Annotated in this window: 15 protein-coding genes; 5 read left to right on the top strand and 10 right to left on the bottom strand. The window is 64.8% G+C overall.

Annotated elements, in window-relative coordinates; translation table 11 throughout:
- Nucleotides 1-260: 260 nt before the first annotated feature.
- A complete protein-coding gene (locus tag B9N75_RS00680) occupies nucleotides 261-1,625 on the bottom strand; it encodes an NAD(P)/FAD-dependent oxidoreductase (protein WP_244552380.1) in 1,365 nt (454 codons plus the stop codon).
- A gap of 153 nt (nucleotides 1,626-1,778) precedes the next feature.
- Between B9N75_RS00680 and B9N75_RS00685 the strand changes: the two genes are divergently transcribed.
- A complete protein-coding gene (locus B9N75_RS00685; protein ID WP_085217062.1) occupies nucleotides 1,779-1,964 on the top strand; it encodes a hypothetical protein in 186 nt (61 codons plus the stop codon).
- A gap of 288 nt (nucleotides 1,965-2,252) precedes the next feature.
- On the opposite strand, the gene B9N75_RS13845 is transcribed toward B9N75_RS00685, so the two are convergent.
- The 6 genes from B9N75_RS13845 to B9N75_RS00715 form a co-directional block, all read right to left on the bottom strand.
- Nucleotides 2,253-2,417 (bottom strand): hypothetical protein, encoded by a 165-nt coding sequence (locus B9N75_RS13845; RefSeq protein WP_157123625.1) that lies wholly within the window; start codon nucleotides 2,415-2,417, stop codon nucleotides 2,253-2,255.
- A gap of 115 nt (nucleotides 2,418-2,532) precedes the next feature.
- Nucleotides 2,533-3,207, bottom strand: a complete 675-nt coding sequence (locus B9N75_RS00695; RefSeq protein ID WP_085217064.1) for a DUF1028 domain-containing protein — start codon at nucleotides 3,205-3,207, stop codon at nucleotides 2,533-2,535.
- A gap of 264 nt (nucleotides 3,208-3,471) precedes the next feature.
- A complete protein-coding gene (locus B9N75_RS00700; protein ID WP_085217065.1) occupies nucleotides 3,472-3,810 on the bottom strand; it encodes a GFA family protein in 339 nt (112 codons plus the stop codon).
- Between the two features lie 172 nt (nucleotides 3,811-3,982).
- The gene (locus B9N75_RS00705; RefSeq protein ID WP_157123626.1) at nucleotides 3,983-5,314 is read right to left on the bottom strand and encodes an MFS transporter; all 1,332 of its coding nucleotides are present in this window, start codon (nucleotides 5,312-5,314) and stop codon (nucleotides 3,983-3,985) included.
- A complete protein-coding gene (locus B9N75_RS00710) occupies nucleotides 5,307-7,430 on the bottom strand; it encodes a M3 family metallopeptidase (protein ID WP_085217067.1) in 2,124 nt (707 codons plus the stop codon). Before B9N75_RS00710 ends, B9N75_RS00705 begins: the two co-directional genes overlap by 8 nt.
- Nucleotides 7,427-8,443 (bottom strand): alpha/beta hydrolase, encoded by a 1,017-nt coding sequence (locus B9N75_RS00715; protein ID WP_172840772.1) that lies wholly within the window; start codon nucleotides 8,441-8,443, stop codon nucleotides 7,427-7,429. Before B9N75_RS00715 ends, B9N75_RS00710 begins: the two co-directional genes overlap by 4 nt.
- Before the next feature lie 120 nt (nucleotides 8,444-8,563).
- Here B9N75_RS00715 and B9N75_RS00720 point away from each other — a divergent pair, with 120 nt between their 5' ends.
- From B9N75_RS00720 to B9N75_RS00730, 3 genes are read left to right on the top strand one after another with little or no spacing between them, the layout of a single operon-like run.
- Entirely contained in the window at nucleotides 8,564-10,411 is a 1,848-nt protein-coding gene (locus B9N75_RS00720; RefSeq protein ID WP_085217069.1) for a DUF885 domain-containing protein, read from the top strand.
- A 5-nt stretch (nucleotides 10,412-10,416) separates the two neighbouring features.
- Entirely contained in the window at nucleotides 10,417-11,211 is a 795-nt protein-coding gene (locus tag B9N75_RS00725; RefSeq protein WP_085217070.1) for an alpha/beta fold hydrolase, read from the top strand.
- A 35-nt stretch (nucleotides 11,212-11,246) separates the two neighbouring features.
- Entirely contained in the window at nucleotides 11,247-11,840 is a 594-nt protein-coding gene (locus B9N75_RS00730; RefSeq protein ID WP_085217071.1) for a TetR/AcrR family transcriptional regulator, read from the top strand.
- Between the two features lie 4 nt (nucleotides 11,841-11,844).
- Here B9N75_RS00730 and B9N75_RS00735 read toward each other — a convergent pair whose 3' ends face one another.
- The gene (locus B9N75_RS00735) at nucleotides 11,845-12,858 is read right to left on the bottom strand and encodes a dipeptidase (RefSeq protein ID WP_085217072.1); all 1,014 of its coding nucleotides are present in this window, start codon (nucleotides 12,856-12,858) and stop codon (nucleotides 11,845-11,847) included.
- Between the two features lie 6 nt (nucleotides 12,859-12,864).
- The gene (locus B9N75_RS00740; RefSeq protein ID WP_210189343.1) at nucleotides 12,865-14,928 is read right to left on the bottom strand and encodes a TonB-dependent receptor; all 2,064 of its coding nucleotides are present in this window, start codon (nucleotides 14,926-14,928) and stop codon (nucleotides 12,865-12,867) included.
- Nucleotides 14,929-15,143: 215 nt separating this feature from the next.
- Between B9N75_RS00740 and B9N75_RS00745 the strand changes: the two genes are divergently transcribed.
- On the top strand, nucleotides 15,144-16,493 hold the full coding sequence (locus B9N75_RS00745) for an NAD(P)/FAD-dependent oxidoreductase (protein ID WP_085217074.1): 1,350 nt from the start codon (nucleotides 15,144-15,146) through the stop codon (nucleotides 16,491-16,493).
- Between the two features lie 72 nt (nucleotides 16,494-16,565).
- Here the strand turns inward: B9N75_RS00745 and B9N75_RS00750 are convergent, their stop codons facing one another.
- A complete protein-coding gene (locus B9N75_RS00750; protein ID WP_197685120.1) occupies nucleotides 16,566-17,207 on the bottom strand; it encodes a GNAT family N-acetyltransferase in 642 nt (213 codons plus the stop codon).
- Nucleotides 17,208-17,380: the final 173 nt, after the last annotated feature.

Genomic DNA, 17,380 nt, shown 5'->3' on the forward strand with positions numbered 1-17,380 from the left:
GCGAAAGGCAATGGTGTCGAGCAGCAGCACCCTCCACAGCGAGGCAGCGCCCCGCGATTAATCGGAAGAAGAGCGGAAGAAGCGGACATAAGCTCTCCGGCTGGGCGGTAGCGTTCGCGCCTCACAGTCGCCTGCGGCCAGGATCGACACCAGCGCTGAACAGCGTCAGCACGCAAAGGTCAGCAAGCGCCCGACCTGGATAAGGTTCGGATCAGGAAATCAAGCCAGGCTTGGACACGTTTGAACGCGCCGCCGGAAAGTCACACCGCGGGATGGTTCGATGCTTGGGCGCGCGGCCCGCACGTCGGTGATGGAGGTCTGAAGGGGGAGGTTCCCATGGCGTCCGGGCCAAGCATTGCCGGCTGGGTAATCAGGCGGGCGCGTCGGCCAAAGGTGACGTAATCCCATAACCAGCTGAAGGCGACGGCGATCCGGTTGCGCATGCCGATCAGGAAATAGATATGCGCGATGCCCCAGAACGCCCACGCCGGGAATCCCTTCAATGTGAGCCGGCTCAACTTCACAACGGCGGCGCCTCGGTCGATGGTCGCCAGGTCACCATGATGCCGGTAACGGAAAGCCGCCGGCGCGGGTTCGTGGGCGAGCCGGGCCTTGATGACGGAGGCGACGTACCGACCCATTTGTTTCGCGGCAGGGGCGATGCCTGGTACTGGCGTGCCTGTCTCGTCCGCAACTGCAGCTGTATCCCCGATTACGAAGATGTCGGGACGGCCCGGCACGGCGAGGTCGGGCAGCACCTTCACGCGACCCGCACGGTCGCAGTCGGCGCCCAGCCAGTTGCCGGCCGATGAGGCGGCGACGCCGGCGGCCCAAACCACCGCGCCAGCGGGAATCTTTTTCTCCCCGATTGAGACGGTGTCATGACCTATGTCCGTGACGGTTGTGTCGGTGAGGACTTCGACGCCACGTCGCGCGAGCGCGTCATGCGTGTAGGCGCTCAGAGCCTCCGGGAAGGCGGCCAGCACGCGGGGCCCTGCCTCCACCAGAAGAACGCGCGCTCGCGCGGGGTCGACATTGCGAAAATCGTTGGACAGGGCCTCGCGTGCCATGTCGGCCATCGCGCCCGCCATCTCCACGCCTGTCGGCCCGCCGCCTACGACGATGAACGTGGTGAGCGCATCCCTATGCGCGGCATCATCGGCCAATTCCGCCCGCTCGAATGCGGAGAGCACGCGTCGCCTGATCTCGGTCGCGTCCTCGATGCGTTTGAGGCCCGGGGCGTGGCGCGCCCACTCCTCGTTTCCGAAATATGCATGCGTGGCGCCGGTGGCGACTACGAGCTGGTCATATGCATAGTCGCCGCCATCGGTCCGCACCAAGCGCTGCTCGGTGTCGACGGCTTCGACATTGGCGATAAGGACCCTGGCATTGGCCTGCCTGGAGAGGATTCCCCGAATCGGCCATGCCACGTCGGCCGGGCTGAGCGTCGCGGTGGCCACCTGGTAAAGCAGCGGCTGGAAGCAATGGTGGTTCTGGCGGTCAATCAGGGTGACATCCACGGGCTCGCGCGCCAGCGCCTTCGCCGTTTCCAGGCCGCCGAAGCCGCCGCCGATAATCATCACCCGACAAACGGTCATAGCTCTGTTCCAGTTGATGCGCCGCAAAGCAACGGCACCCACAGTGAGATGTTCCGGACTTACGAGCTACTCGCGTAGCTGCTGACCTAGATTAGCTCGATTTCCAAGTACGTTAACCGAGTTAAATGCGCTTGCTGTCCGGTTGGCGGATCAGGCTCTCAGAACGTCTGCGAGGGGGATGTGTACGGTGATCAGGACGACATCGACTATCATTCGAAGCGTGCGATCTCGGAGCTAGACAAGGGCTTGATCTGTCAGTCCATGGAGGCCGCCCGTGCCCACCTGCGGTTGTCTTCGCTCCATTTCGAACGGGTGCGCGAACTTTCCGGCAAGCATTGCACCAACCGACCGCCGCTGAGCATGTGAGCGGACTCGCGGCACCATCGGCGGTTCCCTTGGCTGCGTCGGCGGGATTTCCATCATTGTCGCTGCCGCGAAGATCGCCGGGACGGCCGCCACGTACGGACTGCACAGCATGATCTCCTGCGCGCTGTTTCTCGCCTTCATCGGTTGGGCCCTGCTCCGCGGCGCGCCGCCAGCGAGCAACTCGGCGCCTCCGTGCTGGCCATGCTGCTCATCCCGCTAGCAAGTCTTACCGCGGGTTCGTTCTGGTACCCCGACATGCGAGTGATCGGTGTCGATCTCGTCGCGATCCTAGCGGCGATCGGGCTCGCCGCCATGATGCGCCGCAGCGCGAGACGCGCGCGCAGCGGCCGCCGAAACAGCATATGAGCGTGACACCAGCCGGTCGACCAGCCAGCCGAATAGGATCCGGTCCGCGCCGATCGCGTACCAGCGTGTCAGCCCTGCTGATGGCATCGGTCAAGTAAGATCCGTGCTACCTGTGCGTTTAGATGCATCAGCAACGCACTGGCGCGACTTACACATCTCTCGTCCTGAAACGCATTCTGCTGCTATAGTCGGCCGCAGCATTTCACGCGTCGTCCTCGGCTTCCTCCCCGCCCGGACAGGCGCGCGTCGGCATGCTCAGGATTTCGGGTATGACGGAGCGGCTGAAAATATCGTGCAGCCTGCGCAACTCTGCAAAAGGCTGATCATGCGCATCGACGCGAATGTCCCACAAAGGATATTCCTCTTTATCGACGATGTAGATGGTAGCGCTGTGCTCGCCATGCTTGTCCCCACCCGCGCGGTCCGCTGCTTCCAGCGCTTCCATCAATCGCTCGTCGATCGGCTTACCCGAGCTCGCGCGGAAGCAGTGCCAGGCCGCGTCGACGACGTGCGGTCCAGCGAGCCGATTGCCCTGCACCGAGAGATTCTCCGATGACCGGGCCCCGGCCCAAGAGATGCAAGCCTCTCCGGTCCACACGGCCGTGGAACCGTCCCGGTCCAGTATCGCGAATTGACGGTGCTGCGCCCGGGGATCATCCCGCGCAAGGATGTCGCGCACTTCGGTTGCGGAGCGCCCTTGCTGCAGAAGCCGGAGCCCGTCGATCCCGAGATAAGGATTGAGCTTGGCCTGCGTCGCAACCGCGCCAACGCCAGCGGACGCATGGGTGAGGAGCTTGCCCACGGCCGGCACTGCGGTGGCGGCTCCAATCCCAATTTGGCCGGTCTGGGGGCATTTGGCGACGATCGAGAAAGTCATGAATGCCCCGTGCCGGTTCCGCTCCTGAACCGGTGATGGACCCCCCGGGTTCCGCTCCTCCCTCACCAGTCGGTCCGGGCCTCCCGTCTTTCTAGGCTCTCGACGCAAGCCGACTGGCCAGCTCCCGGCCCGGTCTCAGTCATTCGGCCTAGCATCCGAATTTCGGCCGGTCGGACGTTTGCTTATAATCCCGAGAGCAGCCGTGCATTCGGGTGGGCAGACAACGACTGCTGGTAGGTGGAAAGCGGACCGCCAGACGAGGCGCTAGTAGCGCGCGCCGTCGATCAGGCGGCGCGGCAGATCGCGCCAGAGCGCCGAATCGAACATCCTCAGGTTCACCGCCATGCGCGGATAGGCGGGATCGGTCGGCGACCAGTGCGTCGTGCAGCCGCAGGTCGGGCAGTGCCACAGATCGAGCGCGCGATCGCCCTGCTGGTAGGAAATGCCTTCGCCGACAACGGTAACGGCTTCAGGAGGGCACTGGTGCCACAGACCGCCGGTACGCCGGCCTATCGAGCAATTGCATTCGCCCACGTCCGTCGGGGTTTCGCGGAGTGTCAGGGCAATCCGCCCGCAATGGCAGCTTCCGTGATGCTCGGTCATCCGCGCTTTCTCTCCATGCTGCAGGCACAGCTCGCTGGCTGAGCGCCGCCGCGTCCCGCCAATCTGGTCAGCCCCGGGGCTGCTCCTGCATCGCTGCTAGCCGGGCTCGAACGACCGGGAAGGGTTCAAAGCGGTCAAGGCTGCTCGGCGAACGTCAGCAGCGGCTAGGCACCTAGCTCTCGTCGGCTGCCGTAAATGTCGCCGGCAGCGTGGCGGACCCGAAGCGCAGCAGGAGAATTCCGGTAAGAAAACAGGGAACGCTGACCACCACGATCGCGCGCAGCAGCAGATGCGGCTGGGGAAAGAACCTGTCGGACACGAAACCGACCACTGCCGGGCTCAGCGCCATGAACAAGATCGAGACCAGCCCGCCGAGCGCAATCACGCGGCCGCGCATGTGCCCAGGCGCGATAAACTGAAGGATAGCCGGGGAGAGTGAGAGGCACGCTGTCACGAAAACCGTTTTGAGGCCCGCCGCGGCATAGAGCCAAGTGGGCGACGGTGCGAAGGCGAAGGCGAGCGTCGATATGGCGGCGAGCGCGACGCTCAACTGGGCCACGTGGAGGGGCGCTATGGCACCGTGGCGCAAGCGAAGCCAACGCACCAGCGCCGCCGACAGGATCACGCCGGCGAGCACGCATATCGAAAGCACCAGGCCGAGCACCATGCCGACTTCGCTCGGCGGGACCCCGAACACGCGGCTGATCGCGGGCGGAAGCCAGATCATCAGGACGCCATTCGCGGAATAGACGATACCGAAACCGAAGAAGACGCCGATGAGGGAGCGGGCGTGGGTCCGGAAATAGGCAAGGAGCCCGACCGGCGCCTGTCGGGTTGCCCCCGCCGGGCGCGCCGGGCGACTGAGAGGCATCAGCAGTACCGACAGGATCGCCACAGGGGCCACGGCGGCAACGACGATTAGCGCGAGGCGCCACGACGCCAGAGTGCCGGCCACCTCGGGCATCAGGCTCCTGCCGCCGTCCGCTGCCGCCATAACCGCGCCTGCTGCCGTCAGCCCGACCGACACGCCGACCACGCTCAAAACGTAGAACAGATAGTTCACGCTGATCCAGCGCTCGCGGGGAAACAGATCCGGGATGATCGAATATGTGATCGGCCCGAGAATTGCCTCGAGCACCGCGATCCCCATCGCGAATGCGAACAGGGCGCCGAAGCTCTGCGCCAGACCGAATCCCGCCGTCCCGACGAGCCAGATCGCGATACAGACCGCCAGCAGGATCTTTCGGTCGGCGCGATCGCACAGCCACCCAAGCGGAAAGACCGCGAGCGCAGCGACCAGCGACAGGGCCAGGCCGTTGAGCATGCCGATCTGCGTGTCGCTCAGCAGCAGATCGCGCTTCAGAGGTTCGGTCACGAGGACGATCACCTGGCGCGACAGATTGTACATGAAGCCGATCATCACCAGGACGATCAGCGCATACCAGGCACCCGCCGACGGACGGCCCGCCCTGCTGACCCGGTGATCTGGGAGGATGTCAGTCACCGCGCGTCTCGCCGGAGCCCAGATCGAACCGGCGCATCAAGGCTCTCGCCTCCGGATCGCGCCCACGAAAATCTCTGAACGCCTGGCTGGCCGGGACCCGTGCGCCGCGCGACATTATCGTGTCATAATATCGCTTCGCGACCTTCTCGTCGAAGAAGCCGCCGGGTGCGCGAACGAACGCTTCGGCCAGATCGGCGGCAAGCATATCCGACCAGAGATAGGTGTAGACGCCCGCCGCATATTCGCTGGCGGCGAAGCTATGGAAACTTTGCAATGCGCGCATCACCGGGTCCACCGTGCCCGGCAGCCGCATCTGCGCGAGCAGCTTGGCTTCTTCGGCGGCGACATCGATCTCGCGGCCGTCTGCCATCATGTGCAGACGCAGGTCGGTAAGCGCGGTCGCGAGATAGTCGAGATTGACACTGAACACGCGATCGAACCGAACGACCCGGCGCAGTTTTTCCGCCAGAGCGACCGGCATCGGCTCGCCAGTGTCACTATGGATCGCCAAGCGCGACAGGGTGGCAGGCTCGAGAAGCCAGCGCTCGTTCAGCAGCGACGGGGTCTCGACAAAATCCCATGGCAGGGCCAGCGGGCCAGTCGCGGCATAGGGCGAGCTGTTGGCGAGAAAGTGCAGTGCATGGCCGAACTCGTGGAACAGGACATTCGCGACTTCGTAATCGACTGTCGCCGGCGCGCCCTCGAGGCCGGGCTCGGCATTGGAATGCAACGCCACGACCGGAAGCACGGATCCCGACCGTCCGGCCCGATATTGCGAGGCCCAGGATCCGCGCTGTTTGCCGTCTCGGCGAAACAGGTCGACGTAGAGAAAGCCGATGGCTCGGTCATCGCGTTTGACTTCGAAAACGCGGATATCGGGACTGACGACATCGACGTCCGGCAGCGGTTTGAACGAGACGCCATAGGTACGCTCGGCCGCCCACATCATTGCATCGAGCAATCTGGCGACCTGCAAATAGGGCTCGACGCTCTTGCTGTCGAAGCCGAAGCGGGCCTGTTTCAGCTTCTCGGCGTAATAGAGATAGTCGGACGCCGCGATGGGACCGGGCAGGCCGTCCGCGCGGGCGATCTCCGACATGGCTGCCAGCCGTCGCCCGGTTTCCGACGCTACCGGCTCCCAGGCATCCGTCAGCAGATCGAGCGCGGCGCGGGGACCTGGCACCATCCGGCCTTCGAAGGCGAGCTCGGCATAGTTCGCCTTTCCGAACAGCTTCGCCTTCTGGCCGCGAAGTTTCAGGATCGCCGACGCCACCGGAGCATTGTCGGTTTCACCCTGGTGCGTGCCGCGGCTCATCCACATCCGCCAGACGTCCGCGCGTAGACTTGGATCGTTCGCCCGCTTCGCGACGGACCAGACCGCTGGCCGGCTATTGCGGATCACCCAGCTATCGGATTTGCCGAACTCGATCGCCGCGGCTTTCGCGGCGCGCCTGTCCGCCTCGTCCATGCCGGCGAGCCGGTCCTCGTCGCGAACCTCGACGAACCGCGTCGCCTCGTCTTTGGCAACGTTCGCGGCGAAGCGCTGCTGCAGGCCCGCCAGCTCGGCATTGATACGCGACAGTTCGGACTTTGCCGCAGGATCGAGCCGCGCACCCCGGCGCAGCATCCGGTCGCGGATAACTTCGGTCAGGCGCCGGGCGTCTGGTGACAGGTCCAGATTGGGTAACTGACGATAGACCGCCTCCACTCTTGCGAACAGCACCGGATCGAGCGCCACCTCGTCGTCGAGAGCCTGACGCAGCGGCGCGATCTTCGCGGCTACGGCGCGAATGGAGTCGTCCGATTTGGTGGCCGTATAGATCGAATAGACGGCGTGCACGCGCTCCAGCGCGTCGCCGCTGCGTTCCAGCGCCAGAACGCTATTCTCGAAGCTTGGGGGCGCCGGGTTGTTCGCGATCGCCCGGATTTCGCTCCGCATCGTTTCGATCGCCGCGGCGTATTCGGTTTCGAGCTGGGCGGCCGTCACCCCCCGCACCCGGGGAAGACCGTGCGCGCCGCCCCACGGCGCCGTCAGCGCGGGGGGAACGACGGCGGCGCCCGCGGGCCCCGCGCCGGCCCATGCCATCAGACCGGCCATCACGGCGGCCCATTTCATTGCAGCGCCGCCCGGGCGACCGTCGCCACGACGAAGGCGGGTGCCTCATAGGGAAAGTTGTGCCCGGTGCCCTCGGGCGCAACGACCCGCTCGCTGTTGACGGACGTCGCCAGATAGCGTTCTCGCGTCGCGGCGAAGAACCGCTGCATACGCATCGCCTCACGCTGTTCGGCGTTGGCCGCTTCGTTCAGCGTGCCGAATTCCTTGAGGTCGCCCGGAGCAACCAGAAAGACCGGCAAAGGACTAAGATCGCCATCATAGACCACGGTGTTCCACGCCACGCTGGCGAGCCCGGCGGGAGACAGTTCCCGGTAGATGGAATAGGAAGCCATGTGTGCGGCCGGCGATTTCTCCAGTTCGCGAACCGCTTCCCCCGGTGCGCCGAGCTCGCGGTCGATCGTCGCCAACAGCTTCGCGACCGGCGGCGGCGGCGGCGGCGTACCCTTCAATTTCTCATAGTCGATCGCGAACAGACCGAGCAGGCCGCCGAACAAAGCATCGCGCCGCATGTCTCCCAACGCGCCCAGCACGGGACCGTAGACGATCGTGTCGGGGGGAGTCGCATCGAGAAGGATCAGCGCCTTTACCCGCTCGGGATGACGACGCGCCATATTGGCGGACAGCAATCCGCCGAACGAATGGCCGACCAGTACGAACGGTCCCTTCTCTCCCGCGGCGTCCAGGGCTGCCCACATTTCGTCCGCTTCCTTCGCTGTGGTGCGAGGGAAGGTGCCGACGTCGCTCCAGCCAGTGCCCGGCCGGTCGATCAGGATCGAGCGGAACTGGCCCACCATCCGGCGATGCAGGTTGTGGATCGCATAGCCGCCGGTGTGCCCGCCCGCGAACCAGACGAGCGTAGGACGTCCACGCGCCTCACCCTCGGCGAGAATATGGACGCGATGCCCGCCGACATCGACGAACCGGCCCGGCGGCGGATATTTGGCTGCGACTTGCCGGGTCTGAGCGAGATGCACCAGCGCGCCGATCACCATCAGCCCGCTTAGGAGGGACATCGAAAAGCCGACCGCAAAAGCTGCCCATCGCCCGCGCCGTTCCACGCGCCTTCGCCCTGACTTAATCAGTGCGAGTCCCGGCAGGAGCATGATTGCCGCCAAGAGCAGACCTGCAGCATCATGGCTCAGCAACCCCAGCACCCAGTCGCTCATGCCGCTCCCCAGCCTTTCCTATCCGATACATTAGTGTATTGTACTGATCAGTGGCTGTCCAGCGACAGGTGGCCGGACGGCGGTTTGGAAAGGCCGAGGACCAGGAGATTGGCGGGAATGCGCGATGACGCGGCGACATCGAGACTGGCCGATCTGGCGGAGCGCTACTGGGACTTCGAGCGAGAAGAAACGCCATTCGGCGCGATCCTCGCCGGTCAACCGGTGGCGGGCGATGCGGTGCTTCGCGAATCCGCAGCGGACCATGAACGCCGAATTGTGCGGGCTCGCTTGCTTCTGGCGCAGGTACTCGGGATCTCGGGGGAAGATCTCGCGTCGCAGGACCGCGCAACGCTGAAACTGCTCGAGCGGGAGCTTACGGCGGTCATCGATCTGCACGCCGCCGACCTCCATCTGCGGCCTTGGCTGCTGCCTGGCGGTCCTGAATTCAACATCGCCTTTTTCGCAAACTCGACCGTGCTGAGCGATGCCGGCGCGGCGCACAGATATGTGCGGCGGCTGGCGAGCCTTGCCGCGGCCGTCGACGATCTCGCTGACAATCTGCGGGCCGGCCATGCCAAGGGTATCCGCTTCCCCGCAGTCGTGCTCAAGGCCGCCGCCGCGAGCGCCGCGGCGGCCGCGGCCGCGGATCCGGCCCAGTCGGCTTATCATGGCCCTTTCGTCCGCGCCGCCGCGAGCGGTCCCTCGCTGGAGGCGGCCGCGGCGGAGGGGCTAAGAGTAATCAAAGATCGGCTGCTGCCGGCGCTCGGCCGTTACGCGGCGTTGCTCGCCGGGCCCCTCAGCCAAGGCGCGCGCGAAAATCTATCCTGTGTGGACGCCCCCGGTGGAGCGAATTTCTACCGGACGATGGTGCGCTATTTCACGACCACGGATCAGGGGCCGGACGAGATTCATCAGCTCGGACTCGCAGAAGTCGCGCGCATCGAAAAGGCACTGGCGGAAATCGCGGCCGCATCGGGCCAGTCGGTGAGCGATTATCGCGCCGCACTTGTAGCCGATCGAAGCTTCATCTCGCCGTCCTCGGATGCCCTGCTCGACTCCATTCGGGCGCTCTGCAAGCGTATCGACGGCCTCATCCCGACATGGTTCGGACGCGTGCCGCGCGCAACGTACGGCGTGGCCGCGATCCCGGCGGCATCCTCGTCCGCGCTGCCGCCGGCTTATGCCCAGCCTGGTCCCGCCGACGGATCGGCGCCCGGCATGTTCTGGGTGAGCGGCCTGCCCGATAAATGCCCGAGTTTCATGCATCCGGCGCTTGCCGTCCATGAGGCCTGGCCGGGCCATCTGATGCACATCGCGCTCCTTCAGGAACTGGACACGCTGCCCGCCTTCCGCCGCTATGGTGCTGTCAAATATACCGCCTGCATCGAAGGCTGGGCGCTCTATTGCGAGGGGCTTGCCGACGAGATGGGACTGTATGCGAGCCCGGCCGAGCAGTTCGGGCGTCTGCAAATGGAGCTTTGGCGGGCACTGCGCCTCGTCGTCGACACCGGCATCCACTGGTATGACTGGAGCCGCGAAACCGCGATTGACTATATGGACAGCCGCCTCGCCTTATCGCGGGACACGATAGCGGCGGAGGTCGATCGCTATGCCGCGATGCCCGGCCAGGCGCTGGGATATCAGGTCGGCAATCTGAAAATGCGCGCGCTGCGTGCCCGCGCCGAACAGGAACTCGGGGACGCGTTTCGCCACCGCGACTTTCACGAAGCAGTGATGACGGCCGGCGCGGTGACGCTGCCGCTCCTCGACGATCTCGTTCAGGACTGGATCGACCAGTCGCGCGCGGCGGCCTGACGGCGATGCCGGTCGATCCGCGCAGCGGCGTCCATTTCGAACTTCACGGCGCTGGCCGTCCGTTGATGATCGGCCTGCCCCTCATGGCCTCGCACGTCGAGATATTCGGCCCGAAAAGTGCGGCGATACTGACGGGCTATCTCGACCGGCTGACCGACGTCTACCAGGTGCTCACCCTCGACTATCCCAGCATCGGCCGAAGCGCGGATATCGCGCCCGACGCTTTGACCGCCGATCGCGTCTGCCAGGACCTTTTGAGCGTCGCCGACGCAGCCGGGTTCGATCGCTTCGCTTTCTGGGGATACTCTTGGAGCGGTGCGGTCGGCCTTCAGCTTGCGGCGAGGACCGATCGACTTTCGGCGCTGGTGATCGGAGGCTGGCCGGCCCTCGGCGCGCCTTATGCCGAGGCTCTCGAAGCGTCGACGCGCAAGATCGGGAAGTTCGACGAGGGCGCGCGCGTCGTGCTTCGCAATGACGAGCAATATGCACAATGGAGCAACTTCTACCGCAGTGTGCTGGGCTGGCCGGAGACTGCGGCGACGCGGCCCGCGCCGATCCCCCGCATGATCTATTTCGGCGGCGACGGCGATCTGGTGGAAGCGGGCGTGCCGCTGCCGATCGCCAGCCGGATTCGCGCGTCCCGCCCGGCGCTGGCGGCGGCAGGCTGGACCACACACGAAATCCCGCATCATGGCCATGAGGTGGCGCACAGGCCCGATCTGGTCGTGCCGCCTGTGCGGCATTTCCTGGACCGGCATCTTGGCACAACAGCAGAATTTAGCGGTCGCAGCGGCTTCTGATACAGGAATGGCGAGAAGGAGCAGCGCGCCCCCGCATGGCTAGCAAACAGACAAAGACGCGCTCCGCTGCCGACAAGGACGAGCAGGCGACGCCGCTGGAAGCGGACTGGATAGCTGCCGCCCGCACGATGCTGATCGAAGGCGGAGTGGCCGCGGTCCAGATAAATCCGCTCGCCCAGCGCCTGGGGGTCACGCGCGGCGGCTTCTACTGGCGGTTTCGCAACCGGCAGGATTTGCTCGATCACCTGCTCGCCGACTGGCAGAACAGCAATACCCGCCATTTCCTTCTTGCACTTCAGCGCTCCGGCACGCCGCAGGAACGATATCGCCGGATGGTGCGCATGTTTATCGAGGAGCGCGAATTCGATCCGGCCCTCGATGCCGCAATCCGGCAATGGGGCGGGATCGACCCCGCCATCGCGGATAAAGTTCGCGAGGCGGACGACCAGCGGATCGACGCGCTGCGGCGCGTCTTTCTGGATGCGGGCCAGGAAGAGGACGAAGCGATGATCCGCGCCCGGATCGTCTACTTCCACCAGATCGGCTATTATGCGCTCGGTATTCGCGAGACGCGCGAAAGGCGGCGAACTCTCGCTCCGCTTTACGACCGGATCCTCTGCGGATTCTAGAACGTCAATCCGGGTGCGTCGCCGTCCAGTTCCCGCCCAGCACCCGTAGCCAGTTCCCGCCGAGGACAAGAGCGACGTCGTCGTCGGAATAGCCAAGCGCGAGCATGCCTTCGACGATGTCCGGCAACGCCTCCGGCGCCACGAACGGGAGGCTGTCCGGCAGGCCGCCTGGGAACAATTCCGGCTTGGAGCGGAGATATTCGCGTAGCTCCTCCTGATCGTAGACATAGTCGAGCCCAAGCCCGACATGCCTTGGCCCGACGAGCTGCACCGCATGATCGATATGACGCAGGATCGCGGGCACCAGCGGCGCGCCATCCTCCCCGAGGAAATTACCGAGGCCGTTGATCCCCACCACGCCGCCCCGCGCAGCGCAGGCCTTTATCATGTCGTCCGAAATGTTGCGCGGATGCGGGAAAACCGCCCCGCAATTCGAGTGCGAAAAGATCATTGGCCGGGCGGATGCATCCAATGCCTCGCGCGCGGTGCGCTCGCCGGTATGCGAAAGGCACAGGGTCATCCCGACCCGGTTCATCTCGGCGACGACTTCCCGTCCGAACGCGGTCAGACCGCCATCATGTTCGTCCATGCATCCGGACCCGACGCTGTTCGACCGGTTGTAGACCAGAAGCATCCAGGTCACCCCCAGATCGCGATACATTTCGATCAGGCTGAGCTGGTCGCCGATCGCCACGGCGCCTTCTATGTCGAACAAGACTGCGACGCGGCCGGTGCGGCGGGCTTTGTCCAGCTCCTGCGCCGACGTCACCAGCATGAAATCCCGGTTGTGCTGCCTTAGCCACCGGCGAAACCACGCGGCCATGCGCAGATGCTCTTCGGGCGCCTGATCGCCGAACCCCAGGTTCAACGTGACCGCCGAAAAACCGCTCTCCTTGGCGCGGGCAAGCTCGGGCAGGAACGTCTCGTCCCCGTAGCGCAGCGGCATGCAGGCATGATTGTCCCAGACGAAGGACCGCTCGATCAAATCCTGTGCCCGCTCGCGCATCTCGCCGACCAACTCCCGTCAGAAGCGTGCTCTCACGCCCAGCCCCAGCGTCCGAGGGCGAGTACGGATTTCTTCGAAGAACGCACCGAAGCTTGGGTTGGCGATGCGATTTTCGTCAAGCGCGTTGTTGGCGAACGCGTAGATGTCGTACGTGCCGAGATCGACGCCCGCCCGCAGGTTGAGGACGGCGCGCGATTGCGAAAATTCCGCCGCGTCGAAGCCAAGCGCGACGAGGTTGCGCAGGGTGATCTGGGCGGCGTCGGTAAAGCCGATGTCGGCGTGAAGGATCAGGCCCACGCTGTCGTTGAGCCGCGGCGTGTAATCCACCGAAGCAGACCAGGTCCATTCGGGCACCAGGTCAAGCGGGTCGCCGGGAAACCGGTCGGGCGACAGCGTCTTATACTCGACCTTGTTCCAGCCCAGCGTGCCGGTGATGCTCAAGTCGCGGCTTGGTCGCGCCAGCAAGGTGAGGTCGGCGCCGAAGCCGCGCGCCTTGCCGGCATTGCGCGTGCCGGCCACCACCGCACCCGTGCTCGCCTGCACGATGGTCGCCTGGATGTCCTTATAGTCGTTATAATAGACCGCCGCCTCGACGATGAGAGTGCTTCCGATCAGGCTCTGGCGCGTGCCGACCTCGTAGCTCCACAATTTCTCGGGTCCGAAGGTCGGAGGCGTTGCGGGATCGACGCTGAGATTGAAACCGCCGCTCCGGAATCCCTTCGCCGCATTGGCGTAGAGCACGCCGCTCGTCCCGGTCTTGAGCGAGAGGTTCACGCGCGGATTGAAGCTGTCGAACACCGCGCTGTCGTCGAGCTGCGACGGAGGCACCGGCAACCCGATGAGGGTGAGACCGCTCGCGACCGAACGGCGGTCGCGAAAATAGCGGCCGCCCGCATCGACCGTTAGCCGGTCCGCGAATTCGTAGCTGACGTTGCCGAACAGGGCCAGGACCTTAGAGGTGACACGCGACGTCTGTTCGAAGACCACGCCGAGCGCCTCGGCGGGAAGACCGGGCACGAGGGATTCGCCATAAGCGTCGATCAGGCCGCGGTTACGCGCCTCCGAATAGCTCGCACCCACCAGATACTGCAGCGGGCCGGATCCGTTGGAGCTCAGGCGGAATTCCTGCGCCCAGCGTCTGAAGGTGCCGGTCGTGTCGGTGATCGCGCTGGCAAGCAGCGGCGCGCCGAACAGCACGTTGTAGAATTTCACGCTGTCGTCGACGCTGCGGCCGTCCTGGTCGAGATAGCCGGTCGAGCTGAGCAGCGTCACGGGGCCCGCGTCGTAGCTGACGACCAGATTGCCGAGATAATAATCCTGGCGGGCGACCGACGGCACGGTCTGTTCGGTCGTCCGGTCCTCGAGCGAGTAGCTTTTCACGTCCTGTCCGGTCTTGTGATACAAGCCGAGCAGCGAGATGCTGAGCTGCGGGCTGGGCTCGACGAGAAGCTTGCCGCGCAGCGTGGTGATATTCTGGTCGTTGAGATTGCGGCCGAGGATGCCGTCGGTCCACCCGGGTAGCCGTTCCTGCGCCGCAGCCAGCCTGAGGCCGGCGACGTCGGCAACGATCGGGACGTTGAGCACGCCTTCGACCCGATAACCTGCCTTCCCGTCCCGGACGGTGCTGAGCTCCGCCAATGCGGTACCGCTCCAGGCGGTCAGGTCGGGACTGGCTGTGACGTAGCGGATCGTGCCGCCCATCGACCCTTCGCCGTACAAGGCCGGTTGCGGTCCGCGCAGCACCTCGACGCGTTCCATGTCGAGCAGGCGGATTTCGGCCGATCCCGAAGCGCCTTCGTTGTTGACCGAGAATTCGTCGATATAGTTGCCGACGGTCGGCAGCCCCAGATATTGCGAAATGCCCCGCAGCTGGATGCGCTGGGATCCCGGGCCGATATCGACGATCCGCAACGCCGGCACCGACGTCTGCAACTCGTTCAGGGTCGTCACGCCCCGGTTCTGGATGTCGGCATTCGAGAAAGCCGAGACCGACGCCGGCACGTCGAGGAGCCGTTCTTCACGCCGCCTTGCGGTGACGATGATGTCTCCGGCCGTGGCGTCCGCGACGGCGGGACCGGGCATGGCCGCATCGACGTCGCCCGCTTGCGCATATGCCGGGGTGGATAGCGCTGTGCCGCCCAACGCAAGCCCGACCAACACGTCCCTCGCGACCCGCCTGCGCATATGTCCCTCCCGATGATCTCCGACCGATCCATAACGCCGCAATTGACGCATTACAATACATGTGTGTATCGTGGAACACAGTAAAGGACGTCTGGAGATTTTGATCGGCTGCCTTGACGACGGGCCTGAATGAGGCGGCCATCAAGAACAGTGATGTATCCGAAGGTTCGTGCCTTGGCACATATGCGAACGGCCATGCGGCGATGAGTGAATGGAGCGGGCGGCTGGCAATGAAGCACATCCGGGATGTCGTGATCATAGGCGCCGGCATCATCGGCTTGTGCTCCGCGCTCCAGATCGCACGACGCGCGCGCTGCAAGGTGACCGTCCTGGAGCGCGCGCCGGGCATCGGCGCCGGTTCGACCGGAGCATCCTCCGCCGTCTGCCGCGCCAAATATAGCCTTGCAGAGACCGTCGTCTTGGCCCGGGAGGGCATCCGCGCGTATCGCAACTGGCCCGACTTCGTCGGACTGAGCGACCCCGCGGCGCGCTATCATCGCCATGGCAACCTGTGGATCGGCGACGGCGACGCACCTCGCGCCCGGCGCGACGCGGAGCGTCTGCGCGCGCTGCAATGGCCTGTCGAAGTCCTCGACGATGTGCAACTCAAGGCCCTGTTTCCGGCGATAAACCCCTGCCCCATCGCGCCCGACCTGGTCCACGGCGAGCCGCATATCTGCGACGGCGGCGGCGGGCATCTGCTGGAAACCGAGGCCGGTTACGTCGAGCCGATGGACGCGGCGGCCGACCTCGTCCGCGCGCTGCGCACATTGGGTGTGGAGTTTCGCTTCGGTACGACGGTGCAAGATGTCAGGCCGGAGGGCGGCGCCTTGCTGATAGTAAGCAGCGAAGGCGACATTGCCTGCGGCGCGGTCATCAACGCAGCCGGTCCCTGGTGCCGCGAACTGGACGCGATGGTCGGCCTCACCAACCCCTGGCCGCTGAAGCCGACGCGGATCCAGATTGTCCAGATCGAACGACCGGGCGATCTGGCGGGAATGATACCGGTATGCGGGGATCCCGCCGGCGGCATCTATTTTCGAACCGGCAACAACGGCCGCGAGCTGATCGTCGGGTCCGTTCTGGAGGAGGACGAGCGCGAGGCGGTCGATCCGGACCGTTTCGACCGAACGCTGGATGCCGGCTTCGCAGCGGCCAAGCTCCACGCGCTTCAGCATCGCCTGCCGCAACTGACGACGATCCGAGGGGTTAGGGGCTATAGCGGCCTCTACACCATGAACCGCGCGGACGTTCATCCGATCGTCGGCGCAACGCCGGTTCCAGGCTATTTCGTTGCGAACGGCTGCAGCGGGCACGGCTTCAAGCTCGCACCGGCAATCGGTGCGATGATCGCTCGCGCGGTGACCGGCACCGCATTGCCGGACGATCCCGAAGTCGACCCTGCGTTTCTCGCCTTCGAACGCGCGCCAATCCCCGTCGCCAGTCTCAGCGTTCTCGCCTGAGGCAAGCGAGCGTCGGTACCGAGCGTCTGCCCAACTAAGCGAACAGCGGCCAGACAGTGGCCGAACGACGCTTCATGACCGACCAGCCTGAACTTCCATCAGGAGACACATGCCCCAGGCGGTCGAGCATATCTCTTTCGCAACAAAGCCCGACTTCTCATAGGCGCGGATAGCTCGCGCGTTCCTCGGATGCGGATCAGTACCGACGGCGGGCACGCCAGACGCAAACAGGGTAGCGATACGCGCCTTGATGAATGAGGACCCATGTCCCCGATCCAGCATCGCCGCGTCACCGATGAATTGATCGATGCCGCGCGAGCCCGCCGGCAGGTACGCGAAATGATGTCCTTCGCAGGCATGCGGATCATAATCCTGCATGAAAGCGAACGGGAGCCCCTTCCAAGACACGATCCACATATCGACGTCTCTCTGACCAAGATCGCTTGCTCCGATGGGATCCGCGGGGTTCCCTTCGGCATCGATCCACCATTCCCGAACCGCCGGCGTCTGCAGCCAGCGATCGATCATCGGAAGATCCGCGACGGTGACCCGGTCAAAGCGATAATCGTTCAGTTCTACCTCCCCGAACACACGCGAATTGCCTTCGGCGATGCACTTGCCAGCCTCAATCGGTCCCACACTTTTGCAGCGCTCGAGCGAGCCGTACCGCGACGTACGGGCACGCAACACCGCGCGATCATCCAAAATACGCATGCGACAGGCAGTTTCTGGCACAATCTGACACGTAGGTTGGGCGACCGTAGGGGTCACCAAAGTCAAGCCGGAAAATGGCTGAGTTCCGCCGAAAACGGCGCAACCGTCAGAGTCCGACCCCACAACTCGTCCCACACTTTGTTTGCGCTTTAGCGAGCTCGTATGAGCCATCA

Source organism: Allosphingosinicella indica (assembly GCF_900177405.1).
GTDB classification, from domain to species: domain Bacteria; phylum Pseudomonadota; class Alphaproteobacteria; order Sphingomonadales; family Sphingomonadaceae; genus Allosphingosinicella; species Allosphingosinicella indica.

Bases quoted from the DNA above. Each gene is read 5' to 3' on its own strand.
- B9N75_RS13845 (WP_157123625.1), bottom strand. From the start codon at position 2,417: ATGCCATCAGCAGGGCTGACACGCTGGTACGCGATCGGCGCGGACCGG.
- B9N75_RS00695 (WP_085217064.1), bottom strand. From the start codon at position 3,207: ATGACTTTCTCGATCGTCGCCAAATGCCCCCAGACCGGCCAAATTGGG.
- B9N75_RS00700 (WP_085217065.1), bottom strand. From the start codon at position 3,810: ATGACCGAGCATCACGGAAGCTGCCATTGCGGGCGGATTGCCCTGACA.
- B9N75_RS00710 (WP_085217067.1), bottom strand. From the start codon at position 7,430: ATGAAATGGGCCGCCGTGATGGCCGGTCTGATGGCATGGGCCGGCGCG.
- B9N75_RS00715 (WP_172840772.1), bottom strand. From the start codon at position 8,443: ATGTCCCTCCTAAGCGGGCTGATGGTGATCGGCGCGCTGGTGCATCTC.
- B9N75_RS00720 (WP_085217069.1), top strand. From the start codon at position 8,564: ATGGCTCAGCAACCCCAGCACCCAGTCGCTCATGCCGCTCCCCAGCCT.
- B9N75_RS00725 (WP_085217070.1), top strand. From the start codon at position 10,417: ATGCCGGTCGATCCGCGCAGCGGCGTCCATTTCGAACTTCACGGCGCT.
- B9N75_RS00730 (WP_085217071.1), top strand. From the start codon at position 11,247: ATGGCTAGCAAACAGACAAAGACGCGCTCCGCTGCCGACAAGGACGAG.
- B9N75_RS00740 (WP_210189343.1), bottom strand. From the start codon at position 14,928: ATGCCCGGTCCCGCCGTCGCGGACGCCACGGCCGGAGACATCATCGTC.
- B9N75_RS00750 (WP_197685120.1), bottom strand. From the start codon at position 17,207: ATGCGTATTTTGGATGATCGCGCGGTGTTGCGTGCCCGTACGTCGCGG.